Source organism: Arthrobacter koreensis, from assembly GCF_009193255.1.
Taxonomy (GTDB): Bacteria; Actinomycetota; Actinomycetes; order Actinomycetales; family Micrococcaceae; genus Arthrobacter_B; species Arthrobacter_B koreensis.
On sequence record NZ_WACG01000001.1, the window covers coordinates 1,279,021 to 1,303,585 of the forward strand.

The window sequence follows — 24,565 nt, forward strand, 5'->3', positions numbered from 1 at the left end:
ACGGCGGACCCAAAAACGGTCGGAACCCTTGACAGGGCGGCATTCGCCGTGGCGTCAGGCGGCGTCCTGCTCCGCCATCCGTGCTGCCTGCCGGGTGATGTTCTTGGCCATGGAGGGGAAGATCAGCCCATGGAACGGGTAGATCAGCCACCAGTACAGCCGGCCGAGCAGACCGCGCGGGAAGTAGATGGCCCGCTGGCTGTAGACGCTCCCGTCTCCGTCGGGGTCCACCCGCAGCTCGAGCCAGGCCTTCCCCGGAACCCGCATCTCCGCGCGCAGCCGAAGCAGGGTGCCGCGCTCCAGGAACTCAACGCGCCACCAGTCAACGACGTCGCCGGTCAGCAGGGTGGCGGGGTTCCGGCGTCCCCGGGTCAGGCCGGCGCCGCCCACCGTCTTGTCCAGCACGCCGCGGATCGCCCACGCCATGGGCAGCGAGTACCAGCCGTTCTTGCCGCCAATCCCCTCGATGACCTGCCAGACATGCGCCGGGTCAACGTCCGAGCCGCGGCGGCGCTGGTCCACGTAAACGGTCTGCCCTGCCCAGTCCGGGTCAGAGGGCAGCGGCTCGGAGGCCTGGTCCGCGGCGCTTGAGGCGCTGGCCCAGGTTGTCTCCACCTCGTTGCGGGCTTCCTTGCCCAGCGCCCGGGTTACGGCGTCGTGGTAGTTGGTCAGTCCGCCGTCGGGAACCGGGATGTAGTTCTTGATGTCCCGTTCCTTGGCCACGGCGTCGTGCTGGAGTGACTCGACCAGCGGTCGGGACATGGCCAGCGGGATCGGGGTCACCAGGGCCACCCAGAGCCCGGCCAGCTTGGGGGCGGGGATGGGCAGCGCGTAGATGCGCCGGCGGGGCAGCCCGGCAACCTGGGCATAGCCGTTCATGATGTCCGCGTACTCCAGGACCTCGCCGGACCCGATGTCGAAGGTGCGGTTCAGGCCCTCGGGCAGGTTTGCGGCCTCCACCAGGTAGTGCAGGACGTCCCGCACCGCGATCGGCTCGATTTTCCGCCGCACCCAGCTGGGAGCGGGCATGACCGGCAGGGTTTCGGTGAGGTGGCGGATCATCTCGAAGGACGCGGAGCCCGAGCCGATCACCACGCCGGCCTGGAAAACCACGGCCGGAACGGCTCCCTTGAGCAGGATCTCGCCGACGGCCGTGCGCGAGGCCATGTGGGGGGAGAGCTCGCCCTCGTTCGGGTGCAGCCCGCCCAGGTACACAATGCGCTGAACGCCGGCTTTCTCCGCGGCGTTCGCGACAATGTTCGCGATGTTCTCCTCCTGGGCCGCGAAGCCCTTTCCGGAGGCCATCGAATGGACCAGGAAGTACACGGTGTCCACGTCCTGGAAGGCGTTCTCCACCGACTCGGCGTCGGAGAGGTCGCCCTGCACTACTTCAACGTCGTCGCGCCAGGGGACGTCATTGAGTTTCTCCGGGGACCTGACCAGCACCCGTACCGTGCGTCCGTCCGCCAGCAGCAGCGGAACGAGGCGCCCGCCAATGTAGCCCGTTGCTCCGGTGACCAAAACCCGCTGAGTGTCCGCCATTGCCCCAACATACACACACCGGGACCCGCTTCGGTGGCCCTTGCCCCATCCCTCCACAAAACGCCGCAACATTTTGTAAGCATGCTGATGTCTACTGGATATTGCCTTGAAATCCCGGTAAGACTAGAGGGCATGGCGACAACGGGAACGGCCCCGAAGCAGCGGGAGACGGTCAGTGTGGACGGGCACCGCCTGCGCCTGACATCCCTGGACAAGGTCCTCTACCCGGAAACCGGCACCACCAAGGCCGATGTCCTTTCCTACTACGCGGCCATCGCCCCAACCCTGGTTCCCTATGCACGCAACCGTCCGGCCACGCGCAAAAGGTGGGTCAACGGCGTCGGAACCCCGGAGCATCCCGGACAGGTCTTCTTCCAAAAGAACATTGACGACTCCGCCCCGAGCTGGGTGAAGCGTTACACCATTGAGCACAAGGACCACTCCAACGTCTATCCGCTGGTCAATGACCTGGCGACGCTGACCTGGCTGGCGCAGCTGGCAGCCCTGGAGATCCACGTTCCGCAATGGCAGTTCGGCCCCCGCGGCGTCCGGCAGAACCCGGACCGCCTGGTCCTGGACCTGGACCCAGGAGAGGGCGCTTCCCTGGCGGACTGTGCCGAAGTCGCCCGCCTGGCCCGCAGCATCCTCACGGACATGGGCCTGGACGCCCGGCCGGTCACCAGCGGATCCAAGGGCATCCATCTCTACGCTGCCCTGGACGGCGGGCAAACCTCGGATGAGGTCAGCGCCGTGGCGCATGAACTGGCACGCGCGTTGGAAGCGGACCATCCGGACCTGGTGGTCAGCGACATGAAAAAGACCCTGCGCAAGGGCAAGGTGCTGGTGGACTGGAGCCAGAACAACGCCAACAAGACCACCATCTGCCCCTACTCGCTGCGCGGCCGCTTCCGGCCCATGGTCGCCGCACCGCGGACCTGGGAGGAGCTTGAGGACCCGGACCTGGCGCAGCTGGATTACGAGGAAGTCCTGGACCGCATCGAGGACATCGGGGACCCGCTGGCCGGCATGCACACGGGCGAAGCCGATCCCGATGTCCTGGAATCCGACGCCGAACCGGACAAGCTGCACAAGTACCGCAGCATGCGAGACGCCGCGAAGACTCCCGAACCCGTGCCCGCCGAAGCGCCGAAAGCCGTGGAAGGGGATGGGAACAGCTTCGTCATCCAGGAACACCATGCCCGCAGGCTGCACTGGGATTTCCGGCTGGAACGGGACGGTGTGCTGGTTTCCTGGGCGGTGCCCAAGGGCCCTCCCACTACGCCGGACAAAAATCACCTGGCCGTCCAGACCGAGGACCACCCGCTGGATTACGGCGGGTTCTCCGGGACCATTCCGAAAGGCGAATACGGTGCCGGAGAGGTCACCATCTGGGACCACGGCACCTATGAGACGGAGAAGTGGCGCCCGGAGAAGGAAGTGATTGTCACGGTTCACGGCCAGCCCGACGGCGGCCTTGCCCGCGACGGTTCGGCGGTGCGCCGCTTCGCGTTCATCCACACCGGCGCGAACGAGCCGGGGAAGAGCAACTGGCTGCTGCACCTGATGAAGGACCAGGGTTCCAAAACACCCAAAACCACCAACGCAGCTCCAGCGGCGAAACCGGCAAAGACCGCTAAAGGTCCGGCGCAGGCAACCAAGGCCGCGGCCAAGGCCCGCCCGGATCCGCTCCCGCTGCCGGACAGTGCAGCGGTGAAGAAGGACATCCAGGACTCCGGCATGCCGTCGCTGAAGCCGATGCTGGCAACCCTGGGTTCCCGGGCAGACATCAACGACGACGCCGACTGGGCCTTTGAGATGAAATGGGACGGTGTGCGGGCCATCGCGGAGGTAACCCCCGAAGGGACCCGGCTGATCAGCCGCAACGGCAACGACATGACCGTTGCCTACCCCGAACTGCAGGAGCTCGGCGGGTCGCTGAACGGAGAGCGCGCTGTCCTGGACGGGGAGATCGTTGCGCTGAACAAGGCCGGCCGCCCGGACTTTGGTCTGCTCCAGCCGCGCATGCACCTGACCCGGACCCGCGATGCGGAAGCCGCGGCCGCCAAGACACCGGTGCAGTTCATGGTCTTTGACCTGCTCTGGCTGGACGGGAACTCGCTGCTGGACCTGAGTTACGAACAACGCCGCGAAATACTGGAACAGGCGGTTGAATCGGGGCACGACGGCGGGCACATCCAGGTTCCGCCCGCCCTGGACCTGGGCATGGACGACGCCGTTGAGGCCAGTAAGGAACTCGGCCTTGAGGGCGTGGTGGCCAAGCGCCGCTCCGCCGGCTACTCGGCGGGCACCCGGTCTCGCAGCTGGGTCAAGCTCAAGAACCAGTTCAGCCAGGAAGTAGTGATTGTGGGCTGGCGTCCGGGGCAGGGAAACCGGGCCAACAAGGTTGGGTCCCTGCTCGTGGCGGTTCCGGACGGGACGGATCTGCAGTACATCGGCCGGGTCGGGTCCGGCCTGAGCGAGAAGGACCTTGCCCTGGTGGGTTCCCGGTTGAAGAAACTCTCCCGCAAGACCGCACCCCTGGACGACGTGCCCCGAGCCGACGCGTCCGACGCCCGCTGGGTCCGCCCCGTCCTGGTAGGAGAGGTTACCTACGCCGAACGCACCGGAACGGGCAAGCTCCGCCATCCTGTGTGGCGCGGGCTGCGGCCGGATAAGCGGCCCTCCGACGTCGTACCCGAAATACCGGCGCCGCCGTCCTAGGAACTCCAGACCGTCACCCATCCCCAACGGGAGGAACGCAGCGATGACCAGCACCCGAACCCCTGACGAACGCCTGCCCGGCACCGCGCAGCCGCCGGAAAACCAGCTCGAGGCAGTGGACGCCTGGTGGCGTGCTGCCAACTACCTCTCCGCAGGGCAGATCTACCTCCGGGACAACCCGCTGCTGCGCCGGCCCCTCGAACCGGAGGATGTGAAGGCGCGGCTGCTGGGTCACTGGGGAACCACCCCGGGCCTGAACTTCATCTACGCGCACCTGAACCGGCTCATCAATGAGACCGGCCAGGAATTCCTGTTCATCACCGGCCCGGGACACGGAGGCCCGGCCAACGTGGCGAACGCATGGCTGGAGGGAACGTATTCGGAGATCTACAGCCATGTCGGGGAAGACGAGGACGGGCTGCGCACCCTGTTCAAGCAGTTCTCCTACCCCGGCGGCGTGCCCAGCCACGCGGCCCCGGAAACCCCCGGCTCAATCCACGAAGGCGGCGAGCTGGGATACTCGCTGGCCCACGCCTACGGTGCCGTATTCGACAATCCGGACCTGGTCGCCGCTACCGTGATTGGCGACGGCGAGGCCGAAACCGGCCCGCTTGCCGCGTCCTGGCACTCGAACAGCTTCCTGGACCCGGCGGTGGACGGAGCGGTGCTGCCGATCCTGCACCTGAACGGCTACAAGATCGCCAACCCCACCGTGCTCTCCCGGATGCCCGAATCCCAGCTGGGAAAGCTGCTCGAGGGCTACGGTTACCGTCCGCACTTCGTCACCGTGACTGACCCCGACGCCGTGATGGCCGCCCATGAGGACTTCGCTGCGGCACTGAGTGCCTGCCTGGCCGAAATCCACGCAATCCAGGCCCCGTACCGGACCGGGGAAAAGCTTGCCGCTCCGGCGGACGCGCCCTCATCCGGTGACGTCGATCCGCATGCCCCGCGCTGGCCCATGATCGTTTTCCGGTCACCCAAGGGCTGGACCGGTCCGCGCGAAGTGGACGGCAAACCGGTGGAGGGAACCTGGCGGGCACACCAGGTTCCGCTGGCCGAGGTGAACGAGAACGACGGGCACCGTGCCCAGCTCGAAGACTGGCTGCGCTCCTACCGGCCCCAGGACCTGTTCGACGGCGACGGGCGACTCCGCGCCGAAATCGCCGCCCTCGCCCCGGCGGGCAACCTGCGGATGAGCGCCACCCCGTACGCCAACGGCGGCCGGCTGCTGCAGGACCTGCGGCTGCCCTCCTACGCGGAGTTCGCCGTCGACATCGCCGAACCGGGCAGTGAACGGGTGAGCCCGATGCTGAACCTGGGCAGGTACCTGGCGGAGATCATCCGGCGAAACCCGGAGAACTTCCGGATCTTCGGGCCGGACGAGACGGCGTCGAATCGGCTGCAGGAGGTCTACGGCGTCACGGACAAGGTCTGGCAGCAGCGGATCGACAAAGTGGACGAGCACCTGGCCCGCAGCGGCCGCGTGGTGGAAGTGCTCAGCGAGCACCTTTGTGAAGGCTGGCTGGAAGGCTACCTGCTCACCGGCCGGCACGGGGTCTTCAACTGCTACGAGGCCTTTGTCCACATTGTCGATTCAATGTTCAACCAGCACGCCAAATGGCTGAAGGTCAGCCGGGAGCTGTCCTGGCGGCAGCCCATCGCGTCCCTGAACTACCTGCTCTCCAGCCACGTCTGGCAGCAGGACCACAACGGGTTCTCCCACCAGGATCCGGGGTTCATTGACCACGTGGTGAACAAAAAAGCCGACGTGATCCGGGTGTACCTGCCGCCGGACGCGAACACCCTGCTGGCCGTCACCCAGCACATCCTGGGCACCCGGGACCGGGTTAACGTGGTGGTTTCCGGCAAGCAGCCGGCTCCGGTCTGGCTTAACCCCGAAGAGGCGAAGCTGCACGTCAAGCGTGGTATCGGCGTCTGGGACTTTGCCGGCAGCGAAGACAGCGGGCCTGGCCCGCAGCCGGATCCCGACGTCGTGATGGGCTGTGCAGGAGACGTCCCCACCCTTGAAACCATTGCCGCCGCCGCGCTGCTGAAGGAACGGCTCCCGCAGCTGCGGATCCGGGTGGTGAACGTGGTGGACCTGATGCGCCTGCAGGATTCAACCGAGCATCCGCACGGTCTCTCCGACCGGGACTTCGACACCTTGTTCACCCGGGAATCGCCCATCATTTTCGCCTACCACGGCTATCCCTGGCTGATCCACCGCCTGACCTACCGGCGCACGAACCACGGCAACCTGCATGTGCGCGGGTACAAGGAAGAAGGCACCACCACCACGCCGTTCGACATGGCAATGCTGAACCAGATTGACCGGTTCCAGCTGGCCATCGACGTGCTGGACCGCGTACCGTCGCTGGGGTCCACCCAGGCCGGGCTCCGGCAGTGGCTGCAGGATGAGCGGGAACGCTGCCGTCAGTACACCCGCGACGAGGGGCAGGACCCACCGTTCATCAGCGGCTGGACGCTCGAAGAGGCGCAGCGCTCAACGCAAGACTAGGTTTCCCTCCGGGCTACCGCCCGGCGGGATGGCAGTATCCGTCTACACGAAGGAGAACAATGTCCAACGAGCAGTCGACCATCACCGTTTCCCGCGTTATCGACGCTTCGGCAGGGGACATTTTCCACCTGCTGTCCAACCCCGAGCGGCACCATGAGCTGGACGGCTCGGGCATGGTGGTTTCGGATGAGAAGACAGACCGCATCGCCGCGGTGGGGGACGTCTTCACCATGAACATGTCCAACGCCAAGATGGGTGACTACAAGACGGAGAACCACGTCACCGGCTTCAGCCACAACCAGCTGCTGGCCTGGCAGACCGCGCCCGCCGGTACGGAACCGAAGGGCTGGGAATGGATGTGGGAGCTGGACTCCCTGGGTCCGGACTCCACCGAAGTGACCCTCACCTACGACTGGAGCAAGGTCACGGACAAGGACACCCTGAAGAAGGTCTCCTTCCCGATGATCAGCAAGGACGAGCTTGAGGGCTCGCTGAACAAGCTGGCTGCGGCGGTTTCCGGTTCCTAAACCCCGCCGAGAGGCCAGTTACGGCTCTTCTGGAGGCTGAAACGGGCCGTGACTGGCCTTTCGGGTGACGACGACGGCGGCGGGTTCCTTCTTCGCGAGGGGGGCCGGCCGCCGTCGTTGTGTACCCGAACTTAGCCTGCGGACCAGCCGCCGTCGGACGGCAGAATGGCACCGTTGATGTTCACCGAGTCATCGCTAAGCAGGAACGTGATGGAGGCCGCCAGGTCCTCGGCGGAAGCCAGGCCCGGAATCAGCACCCGGGCCGGAGCCAGGCGCGCCTCACCATACTCGGAGGTCTTGCCGCCCATCGGAATGCCGGTGGCCACGCCGCCCGGAGCAACCGCGTTAATACGTATGCCTTCCTTGGCATACATGAAAGCAGCACTCTTGGTGATGCCCACAACCGCGTGCTTGGAGGCCGTGTAGGCCACGCCGGAAGCGGAACCGCGCAGGCCGGCCTCGGACGTGACGTTCACAATCGTGCCGCGTCGAGCCTCGAGCATGGCGGGCAGCACGGCGCGGGTCAGGCGGACCAGACCGTCCACGTTCACGGCGAAGATCTTCTGCCACATGGCGTCGGAGACCTCGTGCAGCGGGCTGAAGTCGTCATTGATGCCGGCAACGTTCGCCAGGCCGTCGATCTGCGGACCGGCCGCAGTAATAATCCGGTCCACAGCGGCCAGATCGGTCAGATCCGCAGCGACGGGGACAATGGCCTCGCCGAGCTCTTCGGCCAGTTCCTGAATCTTTGCCTCGGCAATGTCCACGGCGATAATCCGGCCGCCCTCGCGGGCAATCCGGGATGCCGTAGCCCGGCCGATGCCGGATCCGGCACCCGTCACGATGACGGTTTTCCCGGTGAAGCGGCCCGCAACGGTGGGGAGGGCGCTCTCCTGCAGCTCCGGCATAACGCCGCCGTTGGCCTGCAGAACCATGCCGTCGACGGCCGCCTGGGGCATCTGTCCCTGGCTGAGATCTACGAGCTGCTGGAGCTTGAGGCCAAGAGCCGGCCCGAGGGATGCTTCGTCACTCCCGGTCTGTGCCAGGAACCCGCGCAGGATGGGTCCGCCGACGGGGTGGTCAAGCCACTCCTGAATAGTGTTCCGGGCTGTCAGGGGCTTGTTGGCCGCCATGAACGTTCCTTTCAATCGAGGGAGCGGCCGTGGATGCGCGGCCACCGTCACTTACACGTGTAAGTGAAGTGTATCTTCGAAGGGTCAGTTGGTCACGAAAGGAACCCCGTGCACCGCAAGGTCACTTCGCACGATGTCGCCCGCGCCGCCGGGGTCTCCCGCGCAACGGTCAGTTATGTGCTGAACGGCAGGAGCGGGCAGAGCATTTCCGCCGTCACCCGCCAGCGGGTCCTCACGGCTGCCGCGAAACTGGGCTACGCGCCGTCGACCGCTGCCCGGACGCTGCGCCGGGGCCGGAGCGACCTGGTGCTGATGCTCCTGCCGCCCGAACCCCTGGGCCGTGCACTGGCAATGGTTCTTGATGCCGCTTCGGACCAGGTTGAACGCTATGGGCTCCGACTCATGGCCCACCGCCTGCCCGCCTCGGGCGGGGCAGCCGAACTGGTCCGCTCACTCGCTCCGGCCGCGCTGATCCTGACCACGCCGCTGCCAGACGACGAACTTGCCGCCCTGCGCACCCTTGAGGTGCCGCTCGCCTTCCTGCAGCAGCAGGTGGATGATCCGCTGGGGCCGGACCTGGGTATTGGCGCCCTGCAGGTCGAGCACCTTGCCGCAGCGGGACATACCCGCCTCGGTGTCGCCGTACCGGACTCGCCCGGGTACGCCTGGCGGGTGCAGGTGCGGCTGGCGGCGATCGAACACGCCTGCGCCTGGCACGGTCTCCTTCCGCCGGCGGTGGAGCGGATCGGCCTGGACGCAGCCGACGCCGCTGCCGCCGTCGGGCGCTGGACGCAGGGACCGGAGCCAGTGACGGCAGCCTGCGCGTTCGACGACGACTACGCCTTCGCCCTGCTGTCCGGACTCGCAGCCCACGGTCTCTCCGCACCGGACGACCTGGCCGTCATCGGTGCCGAGGACCTACCGCTGGCGGGACTGGCCGTGCCGCCGCTGACCACCGTGAGCGTGCACGCCAGGATGCTGGGTGCGCTGTTCGCGCAGCTGGCAATCGCGCCGCTGCTGGGTGCAGACGCTGACGCGGACGTGGACAGCCAACGGGACGCCTCATGGCCAGCATCAGCAGGTACAGCAGCCCAGCCGGTGCCTCCGGTGACGCTCGTTCAGCGCGCGTCCGCCTAGCGATCGGCTCCGCTTCGCAGGAAATCGTCCGGTTAGCAATTCTGCTGCCGTCTAGAACCGGCAGCAGGACGGCTAAACGGCAGCAAAACCGCAAGCCGGCAGTGGAATCATCAGGCCTCCCGGGCGCGGTAGAGCTGCATCTGCCGGTAGCGCCGTCCCAGGGACTCACGCCGCGGCTTGGACGGGGCGTCCTCCGGCTCGGCGGTCAGGTCGATGTGCTTCTTCCCGAAACGCCAGAGCAGCAGGTCATCCAGCAGCCGGTCCGGCCCCGGCGAGTAGCGGTGGTCCAGCGCAGCCCGGACCTCGGTGATTGCCTCCGCCTGCAGCAGCCCGGCCAGGTCCATGGTGGTCTTCAGCCCATGCGCGGCCAGCAGTTCCGCGGCCCAGCCCCAGTCGTCCCCGGCCTTGCGGTTCACGTGCGGCAGCAGGGTCATCCAGACATGCCGGATCCGGTTGGGTGTCAGCGGCGCCGACCCTTCACCCTCCTCATCCCAGAACCCGGTGACCGTCTCATAGCGCTCGTGCAGCTCGGCGAACTCGTTCTCCACCGTTTCAAGCATGGCGGCCGTGGCGGTGAACTGCCGGTCGAAGTAGGGGCTCCAGGCACGCGGATCGCCGGCCTTGAACCGGATGTCGTGTTCAATCTCGGACCAGGCGTGGGCCAGCACCGTGCGGATCTGCACCTCGAACAGGTAGCTGCCGTTCGGTTTCTGGGACGGCTCCAGCAGCCGGTGATACTCCCGCACCGTGTCATTCTGGATGGTCCGGAGGATCAGGTGCCGGCTTGAGTAGCCGTAGGTTCCGGATTCGATGGAGCCAATGTCCTTTTCCCGGTCTCCGCGGCAGTCGAACTCGGCCCGCTGCCGCTTGATGAGGTTGGCTGCCTCATCAACCTCGTGCGGGAGGGTCATGATGACCCGGACGCCCACCAGATCCGTCAGGTTCCGCAGCGGATCCGGGAACAGCAGGGTAGGTACCTCGTCCGGATTCTCCGGGGGCAGCGTGCGGGATGCCTTGTCCCGGAAGGACTCAACGGATTTGGTGCGTGAAGCGATGAACAGCGGCTTGACCGTGCTCTCGTCGAAGACGGCCCGCAGGCTGGCTTCCATTTCCGCCGTCACGGCCTCCAGGGCCGGTCGTACCCGGGCGTACTCGTCCGTGCTGGCCTGGACCACCGGGCGAAGCCGGTCATCCAGGGTGTCCCACGCGCTCACGATAGTCCTTTCGCAGTTTCTGCCAGCCTAGGGCACGCCGCTGACAACTCGCCCGCAGGCGGCGGCTAGGCTCAGTTCCAGATTAGGGCGGCTGCCCCCCCGGCGCGGCCCGCGGCACGCATCTGCCCCAAACGGAGGAGCCCCCATGCCACAGCGGTTCAGCTACGGCGGCCACGCCGAACAGTTTGGGGAGCTGACGCTCCCGCACAGTCAGCAGCCGGAACGCGGCACCGTGGTCATCATCCACGGCGGCTACTGGCGGTCCAAATACTCGCTCGAACTCGGGCGCCCGCTCGCCGCGGACCTGGCAGCACGGGGATGGGCTGCCGTGAACCTCGAATACCGCCGGGCCGGAAACGGAGGCGGGTGGCCGGAGACCTTCGAGGACATCAGCGCGGGCATCGACGCGCTCGCCGGCCTTCCGGAAATCGCGGGGGTTCCGGGCCCGGTGATCGCCCTGGGGCACTCGGCCGGCGGCCACCTGGCGGTCTGGGCGGCCGGACGCAGTGCGCCACGGATGCCGCTGAACGCCGTCGTCAGCCAGTCCGGGGTGCTGGACCTGCGGCGTGCCCATGAACTGGGGCTCAGTGACGGAGCCGCGGAGAATTTCCTGGGAGCAGGCCCGGATCAGGAACCGGAGCGGTGGCGGTTAGCTGATCCGGTCCGGGCGGTTCCGGCTCCCGTCCCGGTGTTCGTGCTGCACGGAGCCACGGACACCACAGTGCCGCTGGAACTGGCGGAGAACTACGTCAAGGCGGCGGATGCGGCCGGCGGAACTGCGGAACTCCGGCTAATCCCGGGGGACCATTTTGACATGATCACCCCCGGAACTCCTGCCTGGGCAGAGGTGCTGCGGAGCCTCGACGACGCGGCCGCGAAGACCTCCGGGTAGCGCCGCCGGGCAACTGCTCGATAGGTTGAGTCCGTGATCACAGTCATCGGCGAAGCCCTCATCGACGAAGTCCTCAGCGACACGGCGCCCCGCCGTTCCCATCCCGGCGGCAGTCCGCTGAACGTAGCCGTGGGGGTGGCCAGGCTGGGCAGGCCGGTGCAGTTCATTGGGCGCTACGGCAATGACGCCTACGGAGTGCTGATCGCCCAGCACCTCAAGCACAACTCGGTCCTGGCGGCGCTGCCGGCGGACGACAGGCCCACCAGCGTTGCCACGGCGACGCTGGATCCGGCCGGCGGGGCGCGCTACACCTTCGACCTTGAATGGGCGCTGCCGGGGCTGGAAGAAGAGCTTCCCCGCCTGCTTGACGGCACCACGCTGCTGCACACCGGCTCCATTGCCACCATGCTCTCCCCGGGTGCCAGCGAAGTGCTCACCACCGTGGAACGGGCGCATCCGCAGGCCACCATCACCTTTGACCCTAACTGCCGGCCCACCATCATCACTGATGTTTCCTATGCCCGGGAACAGGCCGAAAAGTTCGTCCGGCTGGCCGACGTCGTGAAGGCCTCCGATGAGGACCTTGCCTGGCTTTACCCGGACCTGAGCATTGAGGATGCCGCCCGCGCCTGGCTGTCCATGGGGCCGGCCATCGTGGTGGTTACGCGCGGTTCCCGCGGTCCCTGGGCAGTAGCCGAGTCCGGCAGCTGCGAGGCTGCTGCGCCGTCGGTCGCCGTCGCTGACACGGTGGGTGCTGGTGATTCGTTTATGTCCGCACTGATTGCCGGGCTGATGGACCGCAATTACGACGGCGCTGCCCGCCGCCCGGAGCTGCGGAAGATCGGCGTCGGGGACCTGGAAGCGATTATCACCTACGCGGCAAAGGCAGCGGCCGTTACCGTGTCCCGCCCGGGCGCAGATCCGCCCCGGCGGAACGAACTGATCTAGCAACCGGGACCCCGCCACCGGGGCCGGCAGATGAAAGGAAGAGCGCCCATGGAAGCGTACGACCCCACCGAAGACCTGCCCCCGGTTCCCTCCTTCGAGGTCACCAGCACCAGCTTTGACGACGGCGGTCCGCTGGCGCCGTCGCAGTACGCCACCGGCGCGGTGCCCGGAGGGCGGGACGCGTCCCCGCAGCTCAGCTGGTCCGGCTGGCCGGAAGCAACACGCAGCTTCGCCGTCACGATGGTGGACCCTGACGCCCCGATCCCCGGCGTGTTCTGGCACTGGGCTGCAGTCAACATCCCGGCGGAAGAAACCTCCGTCACCGAAAATGCGTCCCGCTCGGGAATGCCGGAGGGCACCCTTCAGCTCCTCAACGAAATGGGAGAACCCGGCTACACCGGTGCTGCGCCGCCGGTGGGGCACGGAAAGCACCGCTACTTCGTCGTGGTCCATGCACTGGATGTGCCGCTGCTGGATGTGCCCCAGGACGCCAGGCCCGGAGTGCTTTCCATGACGCTGCGCGGACACACGCTGGCCCGCGGCGTGATCGTGGGAACGGCGGAGCGTCCGGAGACCTAGTGCCTGGCCGTGCACACCCCGCATTCCGGCTAGGCTGGTAGCCAACGGAAGGGCGGGGCATGCGGCTGGTAGCGAGTGACCTGGACGGGACCATAGTCGGCCCGGACAACAGGATCAGTGACCGGACCGTCAATGCGTTCCGCAAATGCGCCGACGCCGGTATCCGGATTGTCTTCGTCACCGGCCGGCCGCCGCGCTGGCTGGGTCCCGTCCGCGAACAGCTGGGCCACACCGGCACCGTGATCTGCTCCAACGGGGCGATCCTCTACGACCTCGAAGCCGCACAGGTGACCTGGTCCGAGCCGCTGGCCCTGGAAGGCATGTTCCAGGCGGCGGGCATCATTCGCAGCCTCTATCCGGCGGTGCGTTTCGCCGCCGAGACCGTAGAGGGATTCCACCTGGAACCCGGATTCCTGCAGGATGCCGGGGCGGACCTGCTCGGCGCCGTCGCGCCCGCCCCGCTCACTGAATCCCTGGGACCGGGCAGCCGCGTGGTGAAGTTCCTCGCCAAGGTGGAAGACGTCCACCCTGATGATTTCCTCCGGAGGGTGAAGCCTGAGGTTGCGCACCTGGTCTCCACCACCCATTCGGCGCCGTCGGTCCCGCTGCTGGAAATGTCCGCCCCCGGCCTGGATAAAGCCGTGACGCTGGCAGATTATGCCGAGTCGCTGAAGATCGACGCCGCAGACGTGGTGGCGTTCGGTGATATGCCCAATGACCTGGGCATGCTGGGCTGGGCCGGCCGCGGCTATGTCATGGCGTCCGGCCATCCTGCCGTTCGGTCAGCAGTGTCCCGCCAGGCGCCGCCGTTCGCCGAGGACGGGGTGGCCCAGGTCCTGGAGGACCTGCTGCGCGGCCGGGAGTTCTAGGCCGCAGGCAGGTTCCGCAGCCGGCGTACGCGCAGCAGCCGGTGAACCGTAATGAGGATGGCCAGCCACGCGAGCCCCAGGCTCCAGGCCACCAGCACATCCGTCAGCCAGTGGTGCCCCAGGTACACGCGGCTCAGGCCCATGGCCACCACAAATACCGCCGCCGTGAGCACCGTGATGATCCGGGCACGCCGTGAACCCAGGTAGACCACCAGCAGGTACGCGATGGTTCCGGCTATCACCATCGAATTCAGGGAATGTCCGCTGGGAAATGAGTCGGAGTATTCATACGGGGGAACGGCATCGGAAAGCGGTGGCCGTGACCGTCCCACCAGGGCCTTGCCGGCAACCGTCATCAGCAGGGAGCCGGCCGCCGCGGATGCCGTCAGGATGAGGGGAGTCCAGCTGCGCTGCCACCGGCAGAGCAGGGCCACCGCAACGGCCGCCAGCAGGGGAAGGCCAACCGTGCCGCCCAGGTTGGTGAACCAGGTGAGCGCCGTGTCCAGCCCGGGGGAACGCATCGACTTGGCTGCGGCGAGTACCGGATGGTCCAGGGCAGCGACGCCGTCCTCTTCCGCCACCGCTTCATAGACGCCGCCGGTCACCAGGGCCAGGAGCAGGGCGGGAACCAGCCCCGCGGCGAGTGTCACCAGGAGAAGTCCGTGCGTTCCGAGCACCTGGGCCATCCGGGAGAGGTGACGCGTCAGGCGGTCGGTAGGTGCGTCGCTCATTGTCCAAGTATGCCAAGCCTCCGGCCGAGCCAGTCCAGGTTGTCCGAGAGGCCTTCCTTCCACACCTGCCAGGAGTGTCCTCCCGGCAGCTCCTGGAGCTGGACATCCATGCCAGCGGCCTTGGCGGCGTCGTACACCTGCCGGCCCTGGCCGTTGTACACCCCGTCATCCTTGCCGACCACGACGATCCCCGCCGTGTTGGGGAAGGTCTGCTTTTTGAGGATGTCCAGGGCATTCTGTGCCGCGAAGGCGGAGGCGTCGCCGCCGAAGTAGGTATTCACGAGGGACTGGACGCCGCCCGGGATGGTGGGCTGGTTCTCCCCGGAGATGTCGATGAAGGTGGGGAACGTGTCCGGGAAGTTCACCGCGAGCTGCACGGAACAGGTTCCTCCGTAGGAGTAACCGGCCACCGCCCACTGCTGCGGTCCCGCCAGACCGGCGGAGAGGTTGTCCTTGATCCAGGCGGGGACGTCCTCGGCGAGGTACGTCGCCCCGCGGCCCTGCTTCGAATCGAGGCAGAGGGACCAGTTGGCGTTCGAACCGCCGGAGAGGTCCGGAAGAACGACGACGGGCGCCAGCCCGTTGTGCTGCGCCGCGAAGTCATCCATGACCTGCTGCAGCTGTCCGCCGGCGAACCAGTCTGCCGGCGTGCCGGGCTGTCCGTGCAGCGCTATCAGGACGGGCAGGTTCTGCGCCGGGGGAGATGCCACATAGGCGGGCGGGAGATACACCAGGCTGGTTCCGGCGGCATAGCCGGAGACGGCACCGGGAATCTGGACCTCATAGACTCCCCCTTCCGCGGGCATGTCCGACGGCGGCGTCCAGTTCGCTTCCGTACTCGGGGTGGTGTCCTGTCCCGGAACCAGCTTGCGCAGCGGAACTGCGCCGCTTGAATCGCCCGGACTGTCCACCAGGGACTGCAGGGTGGGGTACTGCCCGTACGCCACGTTGGCGGCCGATACTGCACCCAGCAGCACGGCTGTTACGGAGAGGACCGTAAGGATCCGCGCGAGTATGCCCCGCGCCAGACGCCAGCGGGGAACCGTCAGCAGCAGAGCCAGTATTCCTCCTGCGGAATATAAGTAGAGGTACCGCGGAAAGGAGGCATCCCACCAGGAGAGCAGCAGCTCAGCTGCCACGAACAGGAGCACGGTCCCGGCCAGGGCTCCCATCACTGCGAATGGAACAACCCGGGTGAGATACCTGCGCGGGCCCCAGCACAGCCAGCAGAGCCCGGCCGCACCAAGGCTCAATGCCAGCACGGGCACCGGCCCCGATGTCAGCGACAGGTTCATCGCTGGTTGCCTACGATCCTCCGGGCAAGGGTGAACGTCTGGCCCACGGATACGTGCGGCACGTAGGCGCGCGCCAGGGCGTTTGCGATCGCGGGCAGGGACGCCGCATCCACGTATGTCATGTACAGCGGAACGTACTCCGGCTGGAACTTGGCCTTGTACGCCAGCAGGGAGCGGAAGCCGTAGACCGGTTCCAGCGTGGCACCGAGCCGGTCCATCAGCCACTCCAGGGCGGGGGGCGTTTCGGTTACCCGCCGCGGAGCTGCTGCTCCGCCGGCAGCGTTTCCGGCTTCGGATGCAGCAGTCGATGACGCCTCGTTGCGGGCCAGGGGAGCACCGGAGAGGCTGAGCACCTGGAACCCTTCATCCTGCAGCGACAGCGCGGCGGAGGCGATGAGGAAGTCCATGGCGGCAGGGAAGCCGCGGGCACGCCGTCGCATGAAATCGAGCGTCCAGCCAATAATTCCGCCATCCCGGTAGATCGGCAGCCAGGAGGTCACCCCATGCACCGTGCGGTCCTGGTCCACGGCGAGCAGCAGCCGCACGCCGTCGTCGTCAATCTCTTCGATCCCGCCGAGCGTGAAACCCATTTCCGGCATCCGCTTCTCCGCGACCCACTCTTCGGAAATGGCGTTGATCTGGTCCAGGACGGACAGCGGCGCCGTGCGGTAGGTGGTCCACTCGGCACGGATCCCGGCCTTGCCCGCGCGGTTGAAAGCAGTCCGCACGTCCTGGAAACGCTTGCCGCGGAAGGCCAGGGTCCCGAGCGGAAGCAGGGTTTCCTCCGCCACCTGCAGGTCCGTGTGTCCCAGGTCGGCGGCCGCTTCCCTGGTGGCCTCATTCACCGAATAGAAGCACGCGGTCACACCGGATTCAGCACAGTACGCCGCGAAGCCCTCCACTGACTGCCGCAACTCGGCCGGGGGCCCCACCGGGTCGCCGACAGTCAGGGCGACGCCGGAGCCAAGCCGGTACGCAACATATGAATTGCCGGTGGGGGAGAACCAGTAGGAGTTGCCGCTCCAGAGCGTCATCCACGCCATCGTGCTGCCGCCGCTGGAGGTCAGCAGGGTCCGGGCCCGCTCTTCGTCAAGCGCGAAGCGGCTGTAGGCGGGCTCGAGGAAGGACCGCAGCAGCAGCACACAGGTGAGGATCCAGAAAACTACGCCCACACCTTCGTAGAGGATGATGGCGGGAAGCGACTGCGGCAGCAGCTCCGGAGGCCTGGAAATGATCTCGGACACCGGCAGGAACCTCAGCGGCAGGTCTTCCAGCAGGGACTCCATGTCCGCCCGCGGCGTGAAACCGTTGCGCAGCAGCAGCCCGCCGCCCACCCACACGGCGGCCAGGATGACCCCGGCCGTGGCGCAGGTCAGGAACAGCCGGCGGTAGGTGCCCGGCGCCGCGGAGACGGCGAAGAGCCGTCCGGACAGGGCCAGCAGCACGAACACCAGCAGCGGCAGCAGCATGGGAAGCACCAGCGCCAGAGGCTGCACCTTGCCGCCAACGCCGTACACGCCGCCCGTGTGTCCGGCGAGGAAGAACCCAATCCGGACGGCTGCGGCCAGGGTCATCAGGCCCTGCAGGATCAGCGCGCTGATCCAGGCGAACCGGCGTCCGCGCCGCAGGCCGTCCGCGAAGACGATCAGCAGCACCTGGGGAAGGACGGCAAGGAAGAACCCGGCCAGTCCCGCGCTTTGTTCCAGCCTGGCGGTGCGGCACTCAGCGTGCATGGACGGATCGGCGCAGATGTTGGCCAGCGCCACCGGGTCAAGGGTTTCCGCGTTGGTGAAAAGGTACGCGAGGACGGCCAGGGGCCCGACGGCGCGCACGTTCAGGGCGGCGAGAACCGGCCCGACGGCGGTAGCCACCACCACCAGTCCTATCAGTACCCGGGCCTCGCGCCGGCTGGACACCAGGCTTCGGGGCCAGCGGGGACGCCGCCCAAACAGGTACGGTCCCCAGATCCCGCCGGTGACCGCCGCGGCCAGGGACATCACGTCCCGGAGCGCGCCTGAATACAGGGCGAGGACCATCAGGAGCGTGAACAGTGCCAGCCGCACCCGGCGGCGCCAGAGGGTGCCCATGCCTGCCGACGCGGCCGCGGCGACTCCACAGACCAGTGCCACGGGACCCACGAACGAATCCGTGCTGAGTTCCCTGCCCCAGTCCTCGAAGGCACCGTTCAGGCCGGCCGCGAAGCCGATGCCGGCCAGTGCCCCAATGACCTGCGTTCCCACTGCTGCTGCAAGGAATCGCCGGCTGCCCAGGAGGCGTTCTGCCGGCAGTCCCACGGCCAGCGTCAGCAGGGTACCGCTGATGTAGCCGGCCAGTCCGTTGGCCCACAGTGCGGAAAGCAGCAGTGCAGGCCAGTAGTCCGGCAGGGTATCCACGGACACGCTCACCCAGGGCAGCAGCGGATCATCCGGCCCGTCCAGCACCGAGGAGGTGAGGATACCCAGGAACCAGAACAGTGCCAGGAACACCAGCGTCACCGGAGACCGTGCCACGGTGCCGCGCAGTCCGTCCGCTGGCCAGCGGAGCCAGCGTCCCGCTGTCTGCCGGGCAGAACCGTGCTGCATGCGGCCACCTCCATGGCTTGCGGACGAGGATGGAAGGGTTCCGGCCCCGGGGTGCAGCCAGTCTAATTCGCGAAGTCCGTCCGCGGGCCGGGAGGCCGCACAAGATCGCGTGTCGGCAGGCGATAAAGTACCCCTGTGACCGCACTGCCGTACTTCGTCCCGCCGTCCGCCTCGCTGACCGGCGGTGGGCCGCTGGGGCTGTCCCACCGGGGGTTCAGTCCCGACGGGCTCGAAAACACCCTGGGAGCCTTCCAGGCGGCGGTGGACCTGGGCTTCGGCTATCTTGAGACCGACGTGCGGACCACCAGCGACGGCGTACTCATGGCCTTCCACGATGAAACCCTGGACCGGGTTACCGACGCGTCCGGTCCGATCAGTGCCCGCAGCCTGCGCGAACTGCGCGGTGTCCGCGTTGGCGGGCGCGAGCCGATCCCTACGCTGGAGGAAGTCCTCCTCCGCTGGCCGGACGTGCGGCTGAACGTTGACATCAAGGATGCCGCCGGTGCCGCTGCGCTGGCCGCCCTGATCGAAAAGCACCAGGCCCATGACCGGGTGCTGGTGACCTCCTTCTCGGACCGCCGGCGGCTGGACTGCCTGCGCCGGCTCTCAAAGCCTGCCGCGACCTCCGCCGGATCAGCCGCGATGGCCGCGCTGCTGCTGCTGTCGCCATTGGGCCTCGGCGGCCTGGTTGCCCGGCTGGGACGCTTCGGTTGTGTGCAGGTGCCGGTCAGCTACCGCGGAATTCCCGTGGTGCGTCCCGCTTTCCTGCGGCGCTGCCGCCGGGCCGGTATCCAGGTGCATGTCTGGACGGTCAACACCCGGCCGCTGATGGAAGGCCTTCTGGATATGGGTGTGGACGGTCTGGTCTCTGACCGGGCAGACCTGCTGTCCGCCGTGCTGGCCGTGCGCGGCGCCTGGCCGCAGGGTCCCGGGACTGGCTAGGCCGGCCCTGCTGCACGTGCCGCGGCTGCGATTCGCTGGCAGGATGTAATCCATGCGCGTGCTCATAGCCCCGGACAAGTTCAAAGGCACCCTCACCGCTGAGGAAGCCGCGGCCGCGATGGCGCAGGGGGTGCTCTCCGTCTATCCGGACGCTGATGTTACCCGGGTTCCGGTCGCCGACGGCGGTGAGGGCACGCTCGAAGCGGCGCTCGCCGCCGGAGCGCAGGAACGCACAGCGAGGGTCCGAGGGCCGCTGGGCCGCGAAGTCACGGCCGTCTGGGCGCTGGACGGCACGACGGCGGTCCTGGAAACCGCCCGCTCTTCCGGCCTGATGCTGGTTGAACCGTCCGTGCAGACGTCCCTGGCGGCGTCGAGCTTTGGCAGCGGGCAGCTCATCACGGCGGCGCTGGACGCGGGGGCACAGGAGATCATTCTCGGCATCGGTGGATCGGCGATGACCGACGGCGGTTCAGGTGCGCTCACCGCCCTGGGCCTGCGGATCCTCGACGCCGCCGGCGAGCCCGTGCCGCCGGGAGGCGCCGGTCTTGCCGTGGCCGCCGCCGTCGACGCTTCGGGCCTGGACCCGCGCGTGAAGGACACCCGCATCCGGATTGCCGCGGACGTGACCAACCCGCTGACCGGCCACAACGGTGCCGCCCACGTCTTCGGCGGGCAGAAGGGTGCCGATTCCTCCGCCCGGCTGCTGCTTGATGAAGCACTGGGAAACTGGGCGCGGCTGCTGAAGGAAGCTACCGGCGTCGACGTCGACGTTCCCGGTGCCGGAGCGGCCGGCGGCTTCCCGTCCGCCTTCCTCGCCTTCACGGATGCACGGATTGAACCGGGCTTCGAGCTCATTGCCGATCTGGTGGGCCTGGCACCGGCGCTGGAGCGGGCGGACCTGGTGCTCTCCGGGGAAGGCTCCATTGATGAGCAGTCACGGTACGGAAAGGCTCCGCTGGAGGTGGCCCGGATGGCCGCGGAAAAGGGAATCCCGGTGGTGCTGGTGGCCGGAGCCATCACGCTGGGTCCGAAGGTCCTGGCCGAGTACGGCGTTGAGGCGGCGGTCAGCCTGCTCGACCTGGCGCAGAGCCCGGAGGATGCCATGGCGCGGGCAGAGTTCTACGTTGCCCGCGCCACGCAGGCGGCCCTGGAGGGGGCCTAGATCCTTCTAGCCCAGGCTCGACGGCGTGGCGCCGACGTCTTCCTGCGGCTCCTCCGGCATGGTGCCCCGCCAGCGCGCGATCGCCATCATGCCGTGGTAGATCACCAGGGTGGCGGCGGTGCCCAGGGCAATGCCCTCGAAAGTCAGGCCGCCAACGTTCCAGGTGTAGTTCGCGATGCCGACCACCAGGGCAACACCGGCCACTGAGAGGTTGATCGGGTTGGAGAAGTTCACGCGGTTGTCCACCCAGATCCGGACACCCAGGATGCCGATCATGCCGTAAAGCACCACGCCGGCACCGCCCAGCACGCCCTGGGGAATGGTGGCGATGAGGGCACCGAACTTGGGGAACAGGCTCAGCAGCACCGCGGTGATGCCGGCAACCCAGTAGGCGGCCGTGGAGTACACCCGGGAGGCGGCCATCACGCCGATGTTCTCCGCATAGGTGGTGGTTCCGGAACCGCCGCCGGCACCGGCGAGCATGGTGGCAACGCCGTCGGCCATCAGCGCCCGGCCGGTGTACGGGTCCAGGTCCCGTCCGGTCATCGCGGCAACAGACTTCACGTGTCCGATGTTCTCCGCGACGAGTACCAGCACTACGGGAACGAACAGGCCAATGACGTTGAAGTGGAACGTAGGAGCCGTGAACTCGGGCAGGCCGAACCAGGCTGCGTCATTGATGGCGGAGAAGTCCACCTCGCCCTGAATCACCGCGGCGGCGTAACCTGCCAGGACGCCAACCAGGATGGAGAGGCGGCCGATCAGCCCCTTGAAGAGCACCGTGGTCAGCAGGATCACCACAACCGTGACGGTGGCGGTGATGGGACCGGCTTCGTAGTTGGTGCGGGTGGTGGGGGCCAGGTTCAGGCCGATCAGTGCCACGATCGCACCGGTGACGGTAGGCGGCATCAGGACCTGGATCCAGCGGGTGCCCGCCAGCTGGGCAACAAGGCCGATCAGGAACAGGGTAGCGCCGGCCATGATGATGCCGCCCAGCGCTCCGCCGGGACCGTGCTGGTTGACTGCGGCCGCGATCGGGGCGATGAAAGCGAAGGATGAACCGAGGTAGCTGGGGACCTTCCCGGCGGTAATGATCAGGAACAGGATGGTTCCGACGCCGGAGAAGAACAGGGTGGTGGCAGGCGGGAAGCCTGTGAGCAGCGGAACCAGGAAGGTTGCGCCGAACATGGCCACCACATGCTGGGCGCCAATACCGATGGTGCGCGGCCAGCTGAGTCTTTCATCCGGAGCGACGAATGAGCCGGGAGTAACTGTCTTGCCGTTTCCGTGGAGTTTCCAGTCTGTGCCGAACCTGCTCATGCGTGTGCCTTCCAAAAGGACAAAGGGGGATTGACTCGTGGAGAATGTTACCGGCGGGGCTTCTGTGCCACGCTATGTTGCACGCACCAGTAATTTTACCGGGGAAGCAAATGGGCCGACGCCGGCCTGTGACGGACGGATCATTCGTGGGAATTTCAGTTTCTGGACGGACAGTACTCATCACCGGAGCGGCCATGGGAATGGGCCTGCTGTACGCCGAACGGGCGGTGCGTGAGGGGGCCAAAGCCGTAGTGCTGTGGGACCGCAACGCAGATGCCCTGGAGGGAGCGGCACAGCGGCTGCGCGGACTCGGTACCTCGGAAGTCCTGCCGTACACCCTGGACGTCTCATCGGCAGCCGAAGTGGCAGAAAAAGCCGAGGCCGTGCTGGCTGAACTAGGCGCCCCGGACGTGCTGATCAACAACGCGGGCATAGTCCGCGGCAAGTACTTCTGGGAGCACACCGGAACGGACATCGACGCGGTCATGGACGTGAACACGCTGGCCCCCATGCACATCACCCGCGCCTTCCTGCCGGGCATGATCGAACGCCGCACCCCGGCCCGAATCCTCAACGTCGCCTCGGCCTCCGGCACCCTGTCGGTTCCCAAGATGAGCGTCTACACCGCCTCCAAATGGGCCGTGATCGGCTGGAGCGATTCGCTGCGCCTGGAACTCGAGGAAGCCGGACACGGCCACATCCAGGTCACCACCCTGATCCCCAGCTACATCAAGACCGGCATGTTCGAAGGGGCCCGCGGCCCGCTGATGACGCCGCTGATGGACCCCGAATACGTGGGGGACAAGGCCTGGAAGGCGCTGCTTGAGGGCAAGGCCCGGGTCCAGCTGCCGTGGACCGTCCCGCTGGGAAGCGCCCTGCGCGGGCTGCTGCCCCAGCCGGCCTGGGACGTGGTGGCCGGCAGGATCTTCAAGGTCTACCAGTCGATGGACCACTTCACCGGCCGCCCGGCACCGGACCCGGGGGCCCCAACCTCCGCAGCGGCTGGAAGCGGGAACCGGGCATGAGCGCGGGCACCCCGGCACTTTCCCCGGCAGCAAGCGTCCCGGCGCAGGTTGCCGCGGTACGCAAGGTCTATGCCAGCGGCCGTACCCGGCCTGTGGCCTGGCGGAAAGCGCAGCTGAAAGCCCTGATGCGGATGCTCTCCGAGCGGGAGCAGGAGTTCGCCGCGGCACTGCAGGCGGACCTGGGCAAGAATGCCCTCGAGGCGTACCTCACCGAAATCTCCATCACGCGGGCTGAAGCGGCCCACGCGCTGAAGCACCTGGCGGACTGGACCCGGACCACCAGGGTGCCGGTGCCGCTGGGCCTGCAGCCGGCGTCGGCCAAGGTTGAGCCGCAGCCGCTGGGGGTGGTGCTGATCATCGCGCCGTGGAACTATCCCGTGCAGCTGCTCCTCGCCCCGCTCATCGGAGCGCTCGCCGCGGGCAACGCCGCCGTGCTGAAGCCCAGCGAGCTTGCGCCGGCCACTTCCGCGGCGATAGCCCGGATCCTGCCGGAATACCTGGACCCGGAGGCCGTGGTGGTCATCGAAGGTGCTCAGGAGGTGTCCCAGGCGCTGCTCGCTGAGCGCTTCGACCACATCTTCTACACCGGCGGGGAACGCGTGGGCAAAATCGTTATGCGGGCTGCCGCTGAGCACCTGACTCCGGTGACCCTGGAGCTGGGAGGCAAGTCTCCCGCCGTCGTACTGGACGGGAACCTGACCTCCATCGCCCGTCGGCTGGCCTACGGCAAGCTCATCAATGCCGGGCAGACCTGCGTTGCACCGGACTACGTGCTGGTCACCGAAGAAGCGGCCCCCAAGCTGCTCCGGGCCCTGGCCAAGGTGATGCGTGAGTTCGTGGGCAAGGACCCCTCGCGCAGCGCCAACTATGGCCGAATTGTCAATGAAGGCCACTTCGACCGGCTCACGGGCTACCTGGCGGACGGAACAGTGGTCTCCGGCGGACGCAGCAGCCGGGAAGACCTGTACCTCGAGCCCACCGTGCTGGCGGACGTGCCGCTGGACGCCCCCGTGATGCAGGAGGAGATCTTCGGTCCGATCCTTCCGGTGGTCACGGTCCGGGACCTGGACCAAGCCATGGAGATCATCAACGCCCGGCCGGTTCCGCTGGCGTCCTACCTGTTCACTAGCTCCGCGTCGCAGCAGCGCCGGTTCGAGCAGGGCGTGCGGGCCGGGTCAGTGAACCACAACGCCGCCATAGTGCAGCTGGCGGTCCCGGAACTGCCGTTCGGCGGCGCCGGTGCCAGCGGGATGGGCGCGTACCACGGTAAGCACTCCTTCGACACGTTCAGCCAGGCCCGCCCGGTGTTTTCGAAGGGGACACTGCTGGATACCCTGCGCGTGGCCTATCCGCCGTACAACGGTTTCAAGGGCCGGATCCTGCGCCGCCTCCTCTAACTATTCGAGATGACAGAAACTGCTCGTA

General features: G+C 67.3%; 19 protein-coding genes. 12 read left to right on the forward strand and 7 right to left on the reverse strand.

Annotated features, from left to right (window positions below):
• Positions 1–54: 54 nt before the first annotated feature.
• Positions 55–1,542 (reverse strand): SDR family oxidoreductase, encoded by a 1,488-nt coding sequence (locus GD628_RS06100; protein ID WP_176697490.1) that lies wholly within the window; start codon positions 1,540–1,542, stop codon positions 55–57.
• A gap of 132 nt (positions 1,543–1,674) precedes the next feature.
• On the opposite strand from GD628_RS06100, the gene GD628_RS06105 reads away from it, so the two are divergent.
• The 3 genes from GD628_RS06105 to GD628_RS06115 are packed head-to-tail and all read left to right on the forward strand — an operon-like array spanning position 1,675 to position 7,311.
• Complete coding sequence (locus tag GD628_RS06105) at positions 1,675–4,263, forward strand: ATP-dependent DNA ligase (RefSeq protein WP_152274108.1); 2,589 nt, start codon at positions 1,675–1,677, stop codon at positions 4,261–4,263.
• A gap of 43 nt (positions 4,264–4,306) precedes the next feature.
• Positions 4,307–6,784: a phosphoketolase family protein gene (locus GD628_RS06110; RefSeq protein ID WP_152274109.1), complete on the forward strand. Its 2,478-nt coding sequence runs from the start codon at positions 4,307–4,309 to the stop codon at positions 6,782–6,784.
• A gap of 59 nt (positions 6,785–6,843) precedes the next feature.
• Positions 6,844–7,311: an SRPBCC family protein gene (locus GD628_RS06115; RefSeq protein WP_152274110.1), complete on the forward strand. Its 468-nt coding sequence runs from the start codon at positions 6,844–6,846 to the stop codon at positions 7,309–7,311.
• 131 nt (positions 7,312–7,442) lie between these two features.
• Here GD628_RS06115 and GD628_RS06120 read toward each other — a convergent pair whose 3' ends face one another.
• Positions 7,443–8,444: an SDR family NAD(P)-dependent oxidoreductase gene (locus GD628_RS06120; RefSeq protein WP_152274111.1), complete on the reverse strand. Its 1,002-nt coding sequence runs from the start codon at positions 8,442–8,444 to the stop codon at positions 7,443–7,445.
• Between the two features lie 108 nt (positions 8,445–8,552).
• Here GD628_RS06120 and GD628_RS06125 point away from each other — a divergent pair, with 108 nt between their 5' ends.
• Entirely contained in the window at positions 8,553–9,581 is a 1,029-nt protein-coding gene (locus GD628_RS06125) for a LacI family DNA-binding transcriptional regulator (protein WP_152274112.1), read from the forward strand.
• Between the two features lie 110 nt (positions 9,582–9,691).
• Here the strand turns inward: GD628_RS06125 and GD628_RS06130 are convergent, their stop codons facing one another.
• Positions 9,692–10,798, reverse strand: coding sequence for a GTP pyrophosphokinase (locus tag GD628_RS06130; RefSeq protein ID WP_091600826.1), 1,107 nt, complete (start codon positions 10,796–10,798; stop codon positions 9,692–9,694).
• A 142-nt stretch (positions 10,799–10,940) separates the two neighbouring features.
• Between GD628_RS06130 and GD628_RS06135 the strand changes: the two genes are divergently transcribed.
• Genes GD628_RS06135 through GD628_RS06150 form a run of 4 tightly spaced genes read left to right on the forward strand, consistent with a single transcriptional unit; the run spans position 10,941 to position 14,083 of the window.
• Positions 10,941–11,687: an alpha/beta hydrolase family protein gene (locus GD628_RS06135; RefSeq protein ID WP_152274113.1), complete on the forward strand. Its 747-nt coding sequence runs from the start codon at positions 10,941–10,943 to the stop codon at positions 11,685–11,687.
• Positions 11,688–11,720: 33 nt separating this feature from the next.
• Positions 11,721–12,635, forward strand: a complete 915-nt coding sequence (locus GD628_RS06140; protein WP_152274114.1) for a carbohydrate kinase family protein — start codon at positions 11,721–11,723, stop codon at positions 12,633–12,635.
• A gap of 48 nt (positions 12,636–12,683) precedes the next feature.
• Complete coding sequence (locus tag GD628_RS06145) at positions 12,684–13,214, forward strand: YbhB/YbcL family Raf kinase inhibitor-like protein (protein ID WP_152274115.1); 531 nt, start codon at positions 12,684–12,686, stop codon at positions 13,212–13,214.
• 59 nt (positions 13,215–13,273) lie between these two features.
• Positions 13,274–14,083 (forward strand): HAD family hydrolase, encoded by an 810-nt coding sequence (locus GD628_RS06150; protein WP_152274116.1) that lies wholly within the window; start codon positions 13,274–13,276, stop codon positions 14,081–14,083.
• Here GD628_RS06150 and GD628_RS06155 read toward each other — a convergent pair.
• The 3 genes from GD628_RS06155 to GD628_RS06165 are packed head-to-tail and all read right to left on the reverse strand — an operon-like array spanning position 14,080 to position 18,691.
• Positions 14,080–14,814 carry a phosphatase PAP2 family protein gene (locus tag GD628_RS06155; protein WP_152274117.1) on the reverse strand — a complete coding sequence of 245 codons (735 nt, stop codon included), beginning with the start codon at positions 14,812–14,814 and terminating at the stop codon, positions 14,080–14,082. The genes GD628_RS06150 and GD628_RS06155 overlap by 4 nt on opposite strands.
• Entirely contained in the window at positions 14,811–16,109 is a 1,299-nt protein-coding gene (locus GD628_RS06160; protein ID WP_152274118.1) for an alpha/beta hydrolase, read from the reverse strand. Before GD628_RS06160 ends, GD628_RS06155 begins: the two co-directional genes overlap by 4 nt.
• Positions 16,106–18,691: a bifunctional lysylphosphatidylglycerol flippase/synthetase MprF gene (locus GD628_RS06165; protein ID WP_152274119.1), complete on the reverse strand. Its 2,586-nt coding sequence runs from the start codon at positions 18,689–18,691 to the stop codon at positions 16,106–16,108. Before GD628_RS06165 ends, GD628_RS06160 begins: the two co-directional genes overlap by 4 nt.
• A gap of 135 nt (positions 18,692–18,826) precedes the next feature.
• Between GD628_RS06165 and GD628_RS06170 the strand changes: the two genes are divergently transcribed.
• Positions 18,827–19,633, forward strand: a complete 807-nt coding sequence (locus GD628_RS06170) for a glycerophosphodiester phosphodiesterase family protein (RefSeq protein ID WP_152274120.1) — start codon at positions 18,827–18,829, stop codon at positions 19,631–19,633.
• 52 nt (positions 19,634–19,685) lie between these two features.
• Complete coding sequence (locus GD628_RS06175) at positions 19,686–20,795, forward strand: glycerate kinase (RefSeq protein WP_152274121.1); 1,110 nt, start codon at positions 19,686–19,688, stop codon at positions 20,793–20,795.
• Positions 20,796–20,801: 6 nt separating this feature from the next.
• Here GD628_RS06175 and GD628_RS06180 read toward each other — a convergent pair whose 3' ends face one another.
• Positions 20,802–22,115, reverse strand: coding sequence for a uracil-xanthine permease family protein (locus GD628_RS06180; RefSeq protein ID WP_091600816.1), 1,314 nt, complete (start codon positions 22,113–22,115; stop codon positions 20,802–20,804).
• A 146-nt stretch (positions 22,116–22,261) separates the two neighbouring features.
• Here GD628_RS06180 and GD628_RS06185 point away from each other — a divergent pair, with 146 nt between their 5' ends.
• Positions 22,262–23,140, forward strand: coding sequence for an SDR family NAD(P)-dependent oxidoreductase (locus tag GD628_RS06185; RefSeq protein WP_152274122.1), 879 nt, complete (start codon positions 22,262–22,264; stop codon positions 23,138–23,140).
• The gene (locus tag GD628_RS06190; RefSeq protein ID WP_152274123.1) at positions 23,137–24,537 is read left to right on the forward strand and encodes an aldehyde dehydrogenase family protein; all 1,401 of its coding nucleotides are present in this window, start codon (positions 23,137–23,139) and stop codon (positions 24,535–24,537) included. The genes GD628_RS06185 and GD628_RS06190 overlap by 4 nt, the downstream gene beginning before the upstream one ends.
• The last annotated feature ends 28 nt before the right edge of the window (positions 24,538–24,565 follow it).